Consider the following 15,172-nt stretch of genomic DNA (forward strand, 5'->3'; position numbering starts at 1 on the left):
CTAACTGTGTAAAGCTTTGCTTGCTACAGAAATCGATCTGTAAACGGGTATTTACAAGGTGAAATCTGATGGCTTCCAGACATTCCGAGTTTGCCTATGGACCCCTGCTAGAGGCTATCGACCTAGCCTATCTCGCTGATGAGGAGGCGTGTGTACGATCTCTGCGGTCAGCTTTAAAACTGACTGCAGGGCAGCAGCAGAGAATCCAGCAACGAGCCCAGAAACTGGTGCTGGCCGTGCGCCGCGAGCAGGCAGCCAAGGGCGGCATTGAAGCCTTTATGCATGAGTACGATCTCTCATCCGATGAGGGAGTGGTATTGATGTGTCTGGCTGAAGCGCTACTGAGGATTCCAGATAGCGACACAGTCGATCGCCTGATCCGGGACAAGCTGACCCGCGCAAACTGGAAGGGACACCTGGGACAGAGCCACTCCCTGTTTGTCAACGCCTCAACCTGGGGACTGATGTTGACCGGCAGGCTGGTGAAGTTGCCGGAGACCCTGGGTGACGCCCAGGCAACGCTGCATGCCCTGGCCAAACGCAGTGGTGAGCCCCTGGTCCGAACTGCCATCAAGCAAGGCATGCGGATCATCGCCCAGCAGTTTGTGCTCGGCCGTTCAATCGAAGAGGCGGTGGAACGGGGACGGAATCACTATCCCCCAAATTACCGCTACTCCTTTGACATGCTGGGTGAGGCCGCCCTGACCCAGGCTGACGCCGACCGCTACTTCAGCGCCTACAAAAATGCTATCAGCCTGTTAGACCAACAGACACCGGCAGATTCCCGGGGGAATGCCACTGCCGATGGCGTCTCCGTCAAGCTCTCTGCACTACACCCCCGTTATGAGTTCTGTCAGTGGTCACGGGTCATCAGAGAGCTGACGCCGCGCCTTACTGAACTGGCGGTGCAGGCTTCGCAGGCGGGTCTGACATTAACCGTGGATGCCGAAGAGGCAGACCGTCTCAACCTCTCATTAGAGCTGTTTTCAGCCGTCTACAGAGATGACAGACTGGAGAATTGGGAGGGGTTTGGGCTTGCGGTCCAAGCCTACCAAAAACGTGCACCGGCGGTGATTAAGTGGCTGCAGACTTTGGCCCGTGATGTGGGCAGACGCATCCCTGTACGCCTGGCCAAAGGCGCCTACTGGGATAGTGAGATTAAGCGGGCACAGCAGCTGGGACTGCAAGACTATCCGGCCTTCACGCGTAAGTCGGCAACTGATCTCTCCTATCTGGTCTGCGCACGGCAACTGTTTGCAGCGGGTGACTGTTTTTATCCTCAGTTCGCCAGTCACAATGCCCATACCATTGCCAGCCTGCAGATAATGGCTGAAGGAGAGGGTGAGTATGAATTGCAGCGACTGCACGGCATGGGGAATGCGCTTTTTGATTGCATCAATGAAGATGAGGATCATCAGGTTCCGTGCCGCCTCTACGCACCGGTAGGCAATCATGAAGAGCTGCTGCCCTATCTGGTTAGACGTCTGCTGGAGAATGGCGCCAATTCATCTTTTGTCAATCGTATTGAGGATCAGGCCGTGCCAGTTGAGGCGTTCATCGCCGATCCCCTAAAGAAGCTTGATGGTTATGAACAGATCAGGCACCCGGCCATTCCGATACCACCTGCACTCTACGGCGCTGAACGCGAAAACTCCCTGGGGCTTAATCTGGACGATAACGCTGTCAGTAAAAAAGTGAATCAAGCGCTTGAAATATGTCAGACAGCCGACTGGCAAGCCATGCCCCTCGTCGCCGGCAGAAGGCTGGAGGGTGAAACGAGGGACGTCTTCAACCCTGCCGACCAATCTGTCATCGGCAGTGTCGTTGAATCCTCTCCAGCCTCTGTTGAGCGAGCGTTGCAAGCAGCTGAATCAGCCGCTGACTCTTGGGCAAAGACGGTTCCCCAGCAGAGAGCAAACCTGCTTGATAAGGCCGCTGAACAGCTGCAAACAAACCAGTTGGAACTGGCGACGCTCTCCATTCGAGAGGGTGGCCGAACCATCACTGACGCCCTCTCTGAGGTGCGGGAGGCGATCGATTTTTTTCGCTACTATGCCGCGCAGCTACGGAGTGAATTTTCCCAGCCAAGAATACTCCCCGGACCCACGGGAGAAGAGAACCGGATGAGTCTGCACGGCCGTGGACTCTTTGTCTGCATCAGCCCCTGGAATTTCCCTATTGCCATCTTCAGTGGACAGATTGCGGCAGCGCTGGCTGCTGGCAATACAGTGATCGCCAAGCCAGCCAGTCAGACACCACTGACGGCAATGCGCATTGTCGAACTGCTGCATGCTGCGGGCATACCACCAGAAGTGGTACAGCTTCTCCCTGGCAGGGGTGCTGATTTGGGTGCACTGCTGCTAAAGGATCAGCGGGTTGCCGGGGTGGCGTTTACCGGCTCCACAGAGACGGCACGGCAGATCAATCAGATATTGGCTAACCGCCCAGGACCCATTGTCCCGTTGATTGCTGAAACCGGTGGGCAAAACGCAATGATCGTTGATAGTTCAGCACTACCGGAGCAGACGGTTTCAGATGTTATTCAATCCGCTTTCAACAGTGCAGGGCAGCGTTGTTCTGCACTGCGTGTGCTCTTTCTGCAAGAAGAGATTGCCCCCAGAATTCTGCCAATGCTGTCAGGCGCAATGGAGGAGTTGTCGATGGGAGATCCGAGCCTTTTCTCCACGGATGTGGGCCCCGTGATTGACCAGCAGACCTGTAAAGTGCTCCAGGCGCATGTCAATCGAATGGATATTGAAGGGCGCCGGTTGTACGCGTTGCCGCTCACAGCCAAACACCAGCAGGGGAGCTTTTTTGCACCTCATCTCTACGAAATTGATGCCCTGTCGCAACTGCCCCAAGAGGTCTTTGGCCCCATTCTGCATGTCATTCGCTACCCGGCGAATTCACTGGATCAGGTGTTGGCCTCAATCCGGCAAACCGGTTATGGCCTGACACTGGGTATTCACAGCCGTATCGATGAGACGGTGCGCTATATCCAGCAACAGTTGCCCATCGGCAACACCTACGTCAACCGCAACATGATCGGTGCAGTGGTAGGGGTGCAACCCTTTGGTGGTGAGGGACTCTCCGGGACCGGCCCCAAGGCGGGTGGTCCCTACACCCTTTTCCGCTACTCAACGGAACGGAGCGTTACGGTGAACACGGCTGCAGTGGGCGGTAATGCCCGGCTGTTGTCCCTTGACGACTGATACCTTTCCGCCTATGAAAAAATTAGGGGTATGCCTGAAATGACACTGACTTAAAGCACAATAATCAACTACTTGAGTTGTTTGGGCTAGGCCGTCTTTTTGGCCGTAACCCAACAATAAGCGCCATTATTGTCGGGTTACGCTACGCTAACATGACCTACTGTTTTTTAAGGTATTTGGCAGTCAGTGATATTACGAAAATTCTTTTGGTGCCTTAATTCTACTTTGTCAGATTCCATCACCCGGCAACCGACTGTTCCAGCGTCTGTTTTCGATATTGGGAGTCGATAGCCGCTTGTCGTTTACGATGCCGTTTCGTCATTTGCCGTAGTATTTCATCGCGTTCAATATCTCGCCGTGGCAGGAAGGCACGCAATAGCGATTCGATGTCTGAACAACTGAGTAAGGGGTGATCATCTTTTTGCACAATTCGCTCTTCGAGCATGAATAACATCGCCATCATGACCAAGGCCATATGGTGATGCCAGGATTTCCATTTACGGGCCTGATAATCAGCAAGACCTGATTCACTCTTACCATCCTGGAACGAACGCTCAACCCAGAACCGCTGCGCCTGCATCTTTGCAAGACAATGGGATGGCGTTTCTTCCGGTGCATTCGACAAGGTGTATTTAATCGTCTCCGGTGAATTGACCTCTCGTCGTACAATCAGGTGCCATTGATGTGCCTGGGCTTCTTTTCCATCCCAAAGCCAAACCCGATGATGCAGGATCTCGACGCGCAGTTTGCCCTTGCTGCTATCCCGTAATACCACTTGCTGCCACTCGCTGTCCCGTTGCTCATTGAGCCACTGGTCAACGCGCAGACGGGCTGCCTGGGCTTGCAGACGACTTCGACGACGACCGCGCGTTGTCGTGCTCTCCGGTATGAACGGCTGTGGATCTTCCAGGTAGACCTGTTGGTCTTTGTGGATGTCCACCACAAAGGTTTCACCCATCGCCTCCAAACCCCTCAGAAAAGCCGGATCCTTCCCGTATCCCCCATCTGCACCCACCCAGGCAAAACGCAGGCCAAGCGTCCTCTGATGACGCACCATCTCCAGCGCCAACTCTGACTTGCTTTGATGTTTCCGTTCAACTTCCGGGATACCCGCCTTGCGACAGCGAGCCGGGTTCGATACCCACTCTTTGGGTAGATAGAGACGTTCATCTATCAGCGTGGACAAGTGCCCTTTACCCAGTGCTGCGAATACACCAACCTGGCAGTTATCCACCTTGCCCTGGCGGCCATTCCATTGGCGTTTAACCCCCACTGAATGTTTACCCTTCTTGGCAAGGCCACTCTCATCGAGCAACAGACAGGTATCCGCGGTTCCACCCAGCCATTGATCGGCTTCCAGCGCCACTTGGTCTAACACCGCACGATGATCCCACGGGGACTCGGTGAGCATATGCTGGAGACGCTGATCATCTGCGCCTGCAACCACCTCTTCCATGCGTTCCATGTTCTTTCTCTGCGCTTGCATCAGGCCTTTGAGATAGTGTGTGACCGGTTGAAACACCGACCTCGTCTTGCTTCGAAAATGGGATTCAAAGCGGTACTGGAAACGTTGGAATCGCTCCGCTATGCGATCGATTCTACTTATGCGCGTATCAGGTAATTCAAATGACCTTGGTGCTTGTCATTTGATGCTCTTCCTTACGATGATTGCCAAGAAATTCACAGCATATATTTTATATTATTCAGTGAGTTACTTATAGATCTAATCTGACAAAGTAGAATTAAGTCAGTACCATTCAGGGAGACCTGTTCAAAAATTGATATAACTCGATGAGTTCAGACTCTTCCGAGCATAACGCCAATCGTCGATATGATATTTGGTGAACGGGAGATCTGTTAATTCAAAAAACTGCTTCCAGCCGATGCGATCGATCCAGTCACTGATCCGCTCCCAATCCTGTGCGCTGTTTTTATAGGCCGCAAGAATACGCTTTACGATAGCCGTGACCTCCGGCCAGCGAGGTGGATTGTTGGGGACTCCCGCCACTACCAGCTTTTGAAAAGTTGGCCGACTGCGGGCGTTCGAATGGTTACCCCCTACCCAAATAGCGAGCTTGGAGTGTTCGGGATCGTTGATCTGCATGGGTGGACAAGGTGGGTAACAGGCGCCGCAGCAGATGCATTTTCGTTCATCCACTTCTAGTGAGGGTTTGCCGTTTACCATCGCAGGCCTTATGGCAGCCACGGGACAGCGAGCGACAACCAAAGGCCGTTCACAGATGTTGGCGACCTTACTATGGTCAATTCTGGGTGGTTTGGTGTGTTGAATATTGATTGCGATATCGCCCTGGCCACCGCAGTTGATCTGGCAGCAGGAAGTTGTGATATGCACCCGGTTTGGCATCTGCCAGCTTTTGAACTCTTCCACCAGTTCATCCATCATCGATTTGGCCACCCCAGAGGCGTCTGTGGCGGGGATGTCGCAGTGCAACCAACCCTGGGTGTGTGAGATGGAGGTGACAGAGTTGCGGGTACCACCCACTACGAATCCTTCACTCTCCAATGCCTGGATGAGGGGCGCGATTTTGGCACCGTCCGCCACCATATATTCTATATTGCTGCGGATGGTAAAACGCACATAGCCGTCGGCATAACGGTCACCAATCTCACAGAGCTTGCGCAGAGTGAAGAGATCAAGAATACGCTGAGTGCCGGCCCGCACGGTCCAGATTTCATCGCCCCACTTTGCGACATGGCGCAGTACGCCGGGTTGCGGGTCCTCATGGTATTTCCACTGGCCGAAATTGCTGCGCATCACCGGATGCATATACTGAATGCCGTCGGGGCAGCCGCTCTCGATGGGGGTGCGGGGGTGGACTTTAGCCATGGTTGTCTCCGGATTCATCACTCCAGGATCGGGGGAACGCCGCTATCAGGCTGCGTCTATGACCGTTTTTTCCATCTTGGTCTTGCGTTCCTGCCATTTTTTCGCCTCTTCATCCCAATGATCAGTGCGAACGTAGGAGTTTTCCCGTGGATGCACAACCATATTGGGGTCGATCTCCAGGCCAATACCCTCCAGGAAATTAACCAGGCCGATACGTTCGATCATCTCCCCGGCGCGCTCATGTTCCAGAGCATTCTCAGCAAAAAAATCCACCGTCTCCTCTGCAAGCTGCTGGAGCTTCCGGTAGTCGTCCTCAGTCTCCAGTTTCATGAACGGCACCACGACGGACCCAAACAGGTCACCGATCTTCAAAGTACGTTTTCCGCCGATCAGGATAGTGACGCCTTTGTCATCCCCCGGAGACAGCGCTTTTGGCATCACGTTCAGGCAGTGCATGCAGCGGACACAGTTCTTGTTGTCCACTAGCAGTGCATCGTCCGAATCGAGGGAGAGCGCATGGGTGGGACAGCGGGAGATGACATGGTCGTTGAGATATTTGCGTCCCTTCCTGGCGACGTAGTTCTTAACCTCCAACTGATCCACCTTCATATCGTCACGCCAGGTGCCGATGACAGCGAAATCGGAGCGTTCGATGGCGTTCACGCAGTCATTTGGACAGCCTGAAACCTTGAATTTGAACTTGTATGGCAGGGCCGGCCGATGCATCTCATCGATAAAGTTGTTTATCAGTAACCGATGGATCTTATGCTCATTGGCACAGGATTGTTCACAGCGGCCTGAGCCTACGCAGGATTGCGCGGTACGCATACAGGGACCTGCGCCACCCAGGTCAAATCCATACTCATTGATCTCGTTGAAGAAGCGTTGGGTGTTCTCCGTGGTGGCACCGATAAACATGATATTCCCGGTCTGGCCGTGGAAGGTCACCAGGCCTGACCCGTATTTTTCCCAACTATCCGCCAGTTTCAGCAGAATTTCGGTGGTGTAGTAGTTGCCTGCCGGCGGTTGAACCCGCAGGGTGTGAAACTCCTTGGACTTCGGATATAAATCCCCCACCTCGGAGAAGCGGGGAATAATACCTCCACCGTAACCGTAGACGCTGACGGTGCCGCCCTTCCAGTAGCCTTTGCGGGTTTCATAGGAGTGCTCAAGTTGACCCAGCAGATCATTCGTCATCTCATTGATCCGCTTATCCGGATGCTTATCCCGCAACCGCTTGATTCCCTTGACGAAACTTGGCCACTCCCCCTCTTCAAGCTGATCAATCATCGGCGTGTCATGGATCTTCATCAAAAGCCTCACACTTGACGGGCAATAAGAATGCAAATCACTCTTATTACCAGGCTAGCAGGTTTGATGGAGGGTTTTATATAACCAATGGGATAGCGAGGGGGAGATTGACCTTGCTCTAGAGGAGGTTTGCTTACAGCAAGTTAGCCATATTAATTTGAACATATCATCAGGATTTCAGGTTCAGTCTCCCTTTATCCCATTGTTTATCAATATGCGGATTACTCTGGAAAAATGAGATCGGCCTTATCTCCCATGGCCATCCGCATCTCCTGGATCGATGGCGGCCGCGCCCAGATCATATCCTCCAACACACCTCGGCAAGTCAGGCGCATGACCTCAGGCTGGATGTCGGAACTGATCCACAGGTGTACGCCACGGAAAACCATCGGTACGCCGCCGTCGAGACCAGTCAGATTAAGACCCGCCACCATCAAGGGGGCATCTAACATGACGACCTGCGCCATCTCCCGCTGTAGCCGACTGACGACGAACGATTCAGGTCTAATCTCCTGCGCATCCTCCGAGAGCGTTAGAATCTCAAAATTGCAGTTGGGGACATAACGATCCATCTTCGACTTACTCACTACAGCACCACCCTGCAGATAGACACGGGTCTGCCCGGCAGGCACAAACAGGGACTCGTTGAGAACAATCGTGGTTCCCACCGGGGGCATTGCATAAACATCCGATTCACCACCGCTTACCCTGTCGAAACCCGCACAGCCCGTCAGCAATAGCAGTGTAGCTATGGCAAGTAACGTTTTCATTCAAACCTCTCTACCAACCCAGTGTAGCCTAAGGAGCCTCTGAATAAGTCTGGACGAAGTAGATTGCGATTCAGAATGTTCAGATTTGAGGCGCAAATCGCACGTAATAGCTGGCTATTGCGAATATTTGCAACGAAAAAGCTGGGCATTCTGGACGCAAGATACGAGTTCATGACTTGTTCAGAGGCTCCCTAATGGACTGAATCAACTTTAGCCCAGCACACTGAAATAGCAGGCCAGATCCGGCAGATCGATCTCCCTCGGTTTGAGACGGATCGTCTCATTGAGTTCAGGTGCACTTTTCACCCTGACCTTGGTGTCCATGCCAAGTTCAGGAATCATTACCGTTGCCCGCTCACCCTCTCTGGCAACGACTACCGCTTCACCCTGCCAATCCGGATTGTCACGCAAAAAAACCAAACGCCAATGACTGTTGGAGAGCCGTTCCGACTTGCGGATTGCAGCACTGCCAACCTCTGCCACCCCTATTCGCTCCGATACAGCGTGAATATCGAGTGGATCCTCACCCCGCAGGTGAGCCCTGAGCTGCTGATGGGTCAGCAGATCAGAATAGCGTCTCAAGGGGCTGGTCGCCCGGATATAAAACGCCAGACCAAGACCTGAATGGGGCTCAGGTTGCGTCTTGATCTGGCTGGGTTTGAACTTCCTCCGGTAGGCGAACATGGCTGCCATCCCCTCAGGTGTCGACGGCTCATCAGGTGGCGCCTGGGTGGCAAAAGGTACTGGGATATCTTTATCGATACAGTATATGCCCACTGCCTCCCCCGCCATCAGCATCAGGTCCGTCACCATCTCACGGCTGGCCAGTGGGGGCAGCGGGGTCACCCGAACGCCTGCGTTTTCAACCCTGATCTTCACCTCTGGCAGATTAATGAAGGCGGCGCCTGCTGCTGCACGACGCTTGCGGTAGATCTGTGCCTTGCGCTGCAATTCGGCAAAAGGCGCCTCAAGCAAACGCTGATCAGCATCCTGATAGCTTATTCGGGTCACTTTCAGACGGGTGGTCTGAATCTCTATATCATCGATCTCTCCCGCATCGGAAAGCGAGAAACCGATCGACAGTGCAGGTGACTCATCCTCCAGTCCGAGCCCCAGTCGATGGGTCAAGCCGGGAGGCAACATGGATATGACCTGTTCCGGGACATAGAGATTTGCACCGCGGTTACGTGCATCCAGATCCATCTCGCTATCGGGGGGCACCAGTGCGGCAACATCCGCCACATGTACCCAGATACGCTCGCCGTCAAGACTGACGGCATCATCCGGATCCTGATTACCCTCATCATCGATGGCGTACGCGGGCAGGTGGGTCAGATCGAGACGGGACTCATCCGCCAGCGTGGGTATCTCATATTCCGGGGTCTCCGGATTGATGCCGAAACGGCGTGGATAGGGGTTCTCATTTCCAGTCCAATAACCGGTCTTCACCAGCAACCGATGTGCATTGACCGGTGTCTCCTGAAAGCCCAACTCCTTGAGAATCCGGCTGTTGCTACGTCTTCCCAGGGCGAGGGCCTCCACTTCGCCCAGCGGCTTGTGGTCCTCATCCACCAGTTCGCCACGGTTGACCCGGTCGACAAAGGCGGTCCAGGCCGTCTCCGCTGCCTCTTTGGCCTCGCGCCGTTCCCGCTCTGCGTGCACTTCTGACGCAGGTCTGGGGGTGATGGCCTGAGGCTCTCCCGCAAAATAGAGACCATCCGCCACCACCTCCCAGGCAGCCCAGGCAGTCGCCGGCGTGTAAGCATCAAACAGAAGTTCACTAAACTCCTGAATCTCGGTGGTGCTCTCCTCCAGTAACTCCCAATTCTCCTCGATCTCTCCCGTCTGCGGAGTGAGATCCTTCAGACTGGCAAGAGGACCGGGATGCAGCAGAACGATATCCTTGGTTCTGACACGCTTGGTTTTGCCCCCCTCAAACTCGATAGTGATCTTGTCGCTGACTTCAACCACTTTTGCGGGACGTATTTTATACAGGACCAGATTGCCTGCGGCGGGACTACTCATGCGGATTCCAATAGTGTTTGAAGGAGCAGCACGAAACCACACCACAATGGACGTTTCGTACCTCAAATGATGGGGTATGATACGCACAGAATAGGAGCAAACCCAGGAGTCCGTCCACACCATGAACACACAGTGGTCAGCATTCATGCAGTCACGCCCGGCTTCAGCGGTACAACCCACCGCAGAGGCCTGTATTTTGAACGATCTCTCCCACTTTGGCCTGTTGCGGGTCAGCGGAGAGGATGCAGAAGGTTTTCTTCAGGGTCAGATGACGAACGACATGCGCGAAGTCACCGCCGGACACAGCAATCTCTGCGGCTGGTGTACAGTCAAAGGCCGCATGCTGGCAAGTTACCGAGCACTGCGCCAGGGTGACGACTTTCTCCTGCAAACACCTGCCGGCAATATGGCAGCAAGCCTCAAACGACTGCAAATGTTTGTTATGAGATCCAAGGTCACTGTCACTGATGCGAGTGATGAGCTAGTTCGTTTCGGACTCACCGGAAACTGTGCGGAGGCGCTTCTGCAACCCCATTTCACCGGCCTGCCCGATGAGATAAACAGCGTGGTGGAGCAGAACAACCTCATCCTGATCCGCCTGTCTGGTGAGGTACCCCGCTTTGAGATCATCGGTCCGGTGGATGAGTCGATCAGTCTCTGGGAGGCCCTGGAGTCAGGGACCACAACGGGTGATGATCATTATTGGGCGCTGCAGAATATCCGGGCCGGAATTCCAACTATCTTTCCGGAGACCGCAGAAGCATTCGTTCCCCAGATGACCAACATGCAGCTTGTCGATGGCGTCAGTTTCACCAAAGGATGCTATACCGGCCAGGAGGTGGTGGCGCGCATGCATTATCTGGGCAAACTCAAGCGCCGCATGTACCTGGCCCATGCTTCGGGAGATATTGCACCGAAGCCGGGTGACGCACTATACGCGGCCGGCAGTCAGTCGGGCCAAGGCGCCGGCAAGGTCGTGGACGCACAAGCCGCTGATGGTGGATTCGACCTGCTGGTGGTTATCGAGGTCGCCAACGCGGAAAATGAAAAGATCACATTGGGCGAAACCGGGCCGGCATTGGAGATTCGCAATCTGCCTTATGAATTTACTTCAGAATCCGAGTAACCCTGCCGCTAAAGAGAGGAACCGACCATGTCACCATGCGGCCATGCGGCAACACATTGATCCGCAATAACCACCGGGAATAACAAGACACGGATATGATTGACGAAAACGCCTTTCTAGACTCTATCTTCAAAGCCATCGACGAACATAAACTGACCCTGCCGACGCTGCCGGAGGTTGCATTACGGGTCAGGGATGCGGTCGAAAGCGAAGACTCCACGGCCCAACAGATCGCCAAAATCGTCGCCACCGACGCCGCGCTCTCCGCCCGCCTCCTACAGGTCGCCAACAGCCCGCTCTATCGTGGAAGCAACCCTATCGACAATCTGCAGATGGCGGTAGCCAGGCTGGGTACACGGTTGGTACGCAGCCTGGTGGTCAGCCTGATCATGCAGCAGATCTTCCAGGCCACCTGCGATATCCTGGACAAACGTTTTCGGCAGCTCTGGGAAGAGAGTGTGCAGATTGCCGCCATCAGCAGAGTGTTGGCACAGAATCTCAAACACCTGGATAGAGAACAAGCGATGCTTGCCGGGCTGATCCACAATATCGGCGCCCTTCCTGTGCTGACCATGGCGGAACACTCTCCGGAATTGATCAGTGATCAGGAAGAGCTTGACCGGGTTATCGAGGCCCTGAGCCCCAGGATCGGAAAACGCATTCTCGAAGACTGGGATTTTCCGGAATCCCTGATCAAGGTGCCAGCACACTTTCAGGATCTTGGTTATGATGGGGGTACACAAGCGGACTATGTCGACGTCGTTCTTGTCGCCCGCATGCAGACCGCCTTGGGTAACGACCATTCTCTTACCAATGAGGACTGGGGCATCATCCCTGCCTTCGCAAAGGTGGGCCTGGAACCTGAGATCAATGTCGTGGATATCGAGGGGGTAGAAGAAGAGGTGAAAGAGGTCGAAGTGATGTTTCTGTCCTAATACCCCACAAAGATGATCGAGGTAAAAGACCTATCCAAACACTATGCCGGCCTCAAGGCGGTGGATGGCATCAGCTTCACTATTCCCCGGGGCATCTGCCTCGGTCTGCTAGGCCCTAACGGCGCAGGAAAGACTACCACGGTAGAGATGCTGGAAGGCATTCTGCGCCCCTCCTCCGGCACCATTCTCTACAAGGGCGCTCCCTTGGGCGTTGAGTTCCGTAACGAAGCGGGCATCATGTTTCAGCATACTGCCTTGCAGGAGCACATCACGGTCCGTGAGGTGCTGAAGCTCTTCCAGCAGTTCTATCCCCATACCCGATCTCTGGATGAGTTGATTGAGATCTGCGCATTGGGTGAGTTTCTCGAACGGGACACCCGCAAACTCTCCGGCGGTCAACGCCAGCGACTATTGCTGGCGATTGCCCTGATCAATAACCCCGAGGTCGTCTTCCTCGATGAACCCACGACCGGACTGGACCCCCAGTCACGGCGCAACCTCTGGGATCAGGTCAGGCGGATCAAAGGGGAGAACAAGACCCTGGTACTCACCACTCACTATATGGAAGAGGCCTATGAACTCTGCGATGAGATCCTGATCATGGATCACGGCAAGATCATCGCCCGTGGCGTACCCAGGGAACTGCTTGCCGAACACTACAAAAATTCGATTCTCACCCTTCCCGCAGATGCGCTTCCGGCAGGTTTCAAACCTGACCCGGGATCCAGCCTCCTTCCACGGGGGGACCGGGTGGAGATCCTTTCCAAGGAGGTGAACACCAGCGTCGAGCATCTGATCAAACACCAGGTTTCACTGACCCACTTGCTGGTGCGCTCCCCCACCCTGGAAGACCTGTTCCTTGAATTAACCGGCCACTCTCTGCGATCCTGAACTATGTCACCACACCGTTTTCTTGCCCTTCTCAAGGCCCGCAATCAGGAGTTTCTGCGGGATCGCACGGCGCTTGGCTGGAACATCATCATGCCGGTGCTTATCGTCATCGGCTTCGCCTTTGCCTTTGGTTCCGAAGATCAGGATCTCTACAAGGTAGGCGTCCAGGGAGAAACAGCGGATAACAGCAGACTGGAAACCTTTCTTACAACCCGCCATATCCAGTTTATTCCCGTCGAATCACAGACAGATGCCATCACCAAGGTGGACCGTCATCAGCTGGATATGCTGATAGACATCCCAGGCAACCGCTACTGGATTAACAACAGCTCAGCCAAGGGGTATATCCTGGAACGACTGCTGGACACCAGCGAACTGCAGAAAGAGTCGGTAAGCGGCAAGGAGATCCGCTACGTGGACTGGGTGATCCCCGGCGTTCTGGGAATGAACATCATGTTCAGCTCCCTCTTCGGAGTCGGTTATGTGATCGTGCGGTACCGCAAGAACGGCGTCCTGAAAAGACTCAGCGCCACACCACTGACAGCATTTGAATTCCTCCTGGCGCAGATCGTCTCCCGGCTGTTGATGATCGTCGCATTTACTACCCTGGTCTATATCGGCACCGATCTGCTCATCGGATTCCGCATGTATGGCTCCTACTGGCTACTTCTAGCGGTTCTCATCCTGGGCGGACTGAGCATGATCAGCGTCGGCCTGTTGATCGCGGCACGCATGACCAGCGAGGAGGCTGCCAATGGCCTGTTGAATCTGATCAGCTGGCCAATGATGCTGCTCTCCGGTGTCTGGTTCTCCCTGGAAGGCTCTCATCCACTGGTGCAGCAGTTAGCCCTTGCCCTGCCCCTGACCCATATGGTCGACGCCGCCAGGGCGATCATGATAGACGGCCTAGGTCCGGCAGAGATCTGGCCCCAGCTCACCGCACTCACCGGCTTTAGTGTTATCTTTATCTGGATTGGGGTCAAAACCTTCCGTTGGGAGTAGTCACCATGGGTCAGGACGAGAAGGCGTTCATGCAGGAGGCGATAGCTCTGGCGCGCCGGGGTGTGGAGCTGCATCACGGCGGCCCTTTCGGCGCAGTCGTTGTGCTGGATGGACGGATCATCGGCCGTGGCTGGAATCAGGTGGTCAATAACAACGATCCCACTGCCCATGCTGAGATCAATGCCATCCGCGAAGCCTGTGGACAGCAGGAGAGCATGCATCTCAACGGAGCCACACTCTATGCCAGCTGTGAACCCTGTCCAATGTGCCTGAGTGCCGCCTACTGGGCCCACATTCAAACCATCGTCTATGCGGCAGATGCCAATGATGCAGCCGGGATCGGCTTCTCCGACCAGTTTATTTGTCAGGAGCTGCAAGGTCCCCCTGAAGAGAGGAAGATCCAGTCCCGACAGCTGTTAAGGGAGGAGAGTCTTGCTGTCTTCCAACTGTGGAAAAAAGATGAGCAGCGTTTCAAATATTGAGGATCTCATCTGGTAGCAATCATGGTGCGTAGATTGCACCCTTGTCACATGTCATGGGATCAACCAGAGGTACGCCCGATCAAGCATAGCGGATCGGGCGCCCCGCCAACAGGCGAATCGCTTCCCGATTAGTCCAGGAAGTGGCCAATTGTGCCCCCTTCTCCAGCGTGGACAACCACCGATAAGTCGTATGTTCCACCGGATTCAGATGAGGGATACGGCGTGAATTGAGGGGCAGCGCAAACCAGTGCTCACGGTTGGTCCTGGCGCTAGGTGCATAGCGGGCGCGCCAGGGGGAGATGATCGAAAACTCCACCTGGTGATGCAGGTCGATCAACCCACAACCCGGCATCATCCCGGTCTCCTCGTAGAGTTCCCTGCGCGCCGCCTGCAAAGGGGATTCGCCCCAGCGCAGGCTGCCGGTAACCGACTGCCAGAAATCATTGGGGCTTTTGCGGCGCAGCATCAGTACTTCGCCGGCGAAGGTGTAGACCACCACCAGCACTGACTCGGGGCGTTTGTATCGCCTGTTGGTCATCTGGATTCAAATCCGTAGGTCGGATTAGCGCA

General features: G+C 54.7%; 12 protein-coding genes. 6 read left to right on the forward strand and 6 right to left on the reverse strand.

Going from position 1 to position 15,172, the window contains the following annotated elements:
- The first annotated feature begins 68 nt into the window (after window positions 1–68).
- Complete coding sequence (gene putA, locus HPY30_02150; protein QYZ64897.1) at window positions 69–3,212, forward strand: bifunctional proline dehydrogenase/L-glutamate gamma-semialdehyde dehydrogenase PutA; 3,144 nt, start codon at window positions 69–71, stop codon at window positions 3,210–3,212.
- 238 nt (window positions 3,213–3,450) lie between these two features.
- Here putA and HPY30_02155 read toward each other — a convergent pair whose 3' ends face one another.
- The 5 genes from HPY30_02155 to HPY30_02175 all read right to left on the reverse strand — a co-directional run bounded on the left by HPY30_02155 (window position 3,451) and on the right by HPY30_02175 (window position 10,166).
- Window positions 3,451–4,698, reverse strand: coding sequence for an IS701 family transposase (locus tag HPY30_02155; protein QYZ64898.1), 1,248 nt, complete (start codon window positions 4,696–4,698; stop codon window positions 3,451–3,453).
- A 285-nt stretch (window positions 4,699–4,983) separates the two neighbouring features.
- Window positions 4,984–6,060 (reverse strand): dissimilatory-type sulfite reductase subunit beta, encoded by a 1,077-nt coding sequence (dsrB, locus tag HPY30_02160; GenBank protein QYZ64899.1) that lies wholly within the window; start codon window positions 6,058–6,060, stop codon window positions 4,984–4,986.
- A gap of 45 nt (window positions 6,061–6,105) precedes the next feature.
- Window positions 6,106–7,371, reverse strand: a complete 1,266-nt coding sequence (dsrA, locus tag HPY30_02165) for a dissimilatory-type sulfite reductase subunit alpha (protein ID QYZ64900.1) — start codon at window positions 7,369–7,371, stop codon at window positions 6,106–6,108.
- Between the two features lie 221 nt (window positions 7,372–7,592).
- Complete coding sequence (locus tag HPY30_02170) at window positions 7,593–8,141, reverse strand: hypothetical protein (protein ID QYZ64901.1); 549 nt, start codon at window positions 8,139–8,141, stop codon at window positions 7,593–7,595.
- A gap of 210 nt (window positions 8,142–8,351) precedes the next feature.
- The gene (locus tag HPY30_02175; protein ID QYZ64902.1) at window positions 8,352–10,166 is read right to left on the reverse strand and encodes an RNB domain-containing ribonuclease; all 1,815 of its coding nucleotides are present in this window, start codon (window positions 10,164–10,166) and stop codon (window positions 8,352–8,354) included.
- 121 nt (window positions 10,167–10,287) lie between these two features.
- Between HPY30_02175 and HPY30_02180 the strand changes: the two genes are divergently transcribed.
- The 5 genes from HPY30_02180 (at window position 10,288) to HPY30_02200 (ending at window position 14,602) form a co-directional block, all read left to right on the forward strand.
- Window positions 10,288–11,292, forward strand: coding sequence for a folate-binding protein YgfZ (locus HPY30_02180; GenBank protein QYZ64903.1), 1,005 nt, complete (start codon window positions 10,288–10,290; stop codon window positions 11,290–11,292).
- Window positions 11,293–11,387: 95 nt separating this feature from the next.
- Window positions 11,388–12,227 carry an HDOD domain-containing protein gene (locus HPY30_02185; protein ID QYZ64904.1) on the forward strand — a complete coding sequence of 280 codons (840 nt, stop codon included), beginning with the start codon at window positions 11,388–11,390 and terminating at the stop codon, window positions 12,225–12,227.
- Between the two features lie 12 nt (window positions 12,228–12,239).
- Window positions 12,240–13,118 carry an ABC transporter ATP-binding protein gene (locus tag HPY30_02190; GenBank protein QYZ64905.1) on the forward strand — a complete coding sequence of 293 codons (879 nt, stop codon included), beginning with the start codon at window positions 12,240–12,242 and terminating at the stop codon, window positions 13,116–13,118.
- 3 nt (window positions 13,119–13,121) lie between these two features.
- The gene (locus HPY30_02195; protein QYZ64906.1) at window positions 13,122–14,120 is read left to right on the forward strand and encodes an ABC transporter permease; all 999 of its coding nucleotides are present in this window, start codon (window positions 13,122–13,124) and stop codon (window positions 14,118–14,120) included.
- A gap of 5 nt (window positions 14,121–14,125) precedes the next feature.
- On the forward strand, window positions 14,126–14,602 hold the full coding sequence (locus HPY30_02200) for a nucleoside deaminase (GenBank protein ID QYZ64907.1): 477 nt from the start codon (window positions 14,126–14,128) through the stop codon (window positions 14,600–14,602).
- A 79-nt stretch (window positions 14,603–14,681) separates the two neighbouring features.
- On the opposite strand, the gene nudB is transcribed toward HPY30_02200, so the two are convergent.
- Window positions 14,682–15,140, reverse strand: coding sequence for a dihydroneopterin triphosphate diphosphatase (nudB, locus tag HPY30_02205; GenBank protein QYZ64908.1), 459 nt, complete (start codon window positions 15,138–15,140; stop codon window positions 14,682–14,684).
- Between the last annotated feature and the right edge of the window lie 32 nt (window positions 15,141–15,172).

The sequence above is a fragment of the Gammaproteobacteria bacterium (ex Lamellibrachia satsuma) genome, from assembly GCA_019623805.1.
Lineage (GTDB): Bacteria > Pseudomonadota > Gammaproteobacteria > Chromatiales > Chromatiaceae > QGON01.

Coding starts and splice junctions, on each gene's coding strand:
- HPY30_02200 (QYZ64907.1), top strand. CDS start 14,126: ATGGGTCAGGACGAGAAGGCGTTCATGCAGGAGGCGATAGCTCTGGCG.
- HPY30_02190 (QYZ64905.1), top strand. CDS start 12,240: ATGATCGAGGTAAAAGACCTATCCAAACACTATGCCGGCCTCAAGGCG.
- dsrB (QYZ64899.1), bottom strand. CDS start 6,060: ATGGCTAAAGTCCACCCCCGCACCCCCATCGAGAGCGGCTGCCCCGAC.
- HPY30_02170 (QYZ64901.1), bottom strand. CDS start 8,141: ATGAAAACGTTACTTGCCATAGCTACACTGCTATTGCTGACGGGCTGT.
- dsrA (QYZ64900.1), bottom strand. CDS start 7,371: ATGAAGATCCATGACACGCCGATGATTGATCAGCTTGAAGAGGGGGAG.
- HPY30_02180 (QYZ64903.1), top strand. CDS start 10,288: ATGAACACACAGTGGTCAGCATTCATGCAGTCACGCCCGGCTTCAGCG.
- HPY30_02185 (QYZ64904.1), top strand. CDS start 11,388: ATGATTGACGAAAACGCCTTTCTAGACTCTATCTTCAAAGCCATCGAC.
- HPY30_02175 (QYZ64902.1), bottom strand. CDS start 10,166: ATGAGTAGTCCCGCCGCAGGCAATCTGGTCCTGTATAAAATACGTCCC.
- putA (QYZ64897.1), top strand. CDS start 69: ATGGCTTCCAGACATTCCGAGTTTGCCTATGGACCCCTGCTAGAGGCT.
- HPY30_02155 (QYZ64898.1), bottom strand. CDS start 4,698: ATGCAAGCGCAGAGAAAGAACATGGAACGCATGGAAGAGGTGGTTGCA.
- HPY30_02195 (QYZ64906.1), top strand. CDS start 13,122: ATGTCACCACACCGTTTTCTTGCCCTTCTCAAGGCCCGCAATCAGGAG.
- nudB (QYZ64908.1), bottom strand. CDS start 15,140: ATGACCAACAGGCGATACAAACGCCCCGAGTCAGTGCTGGTGGTGGTC.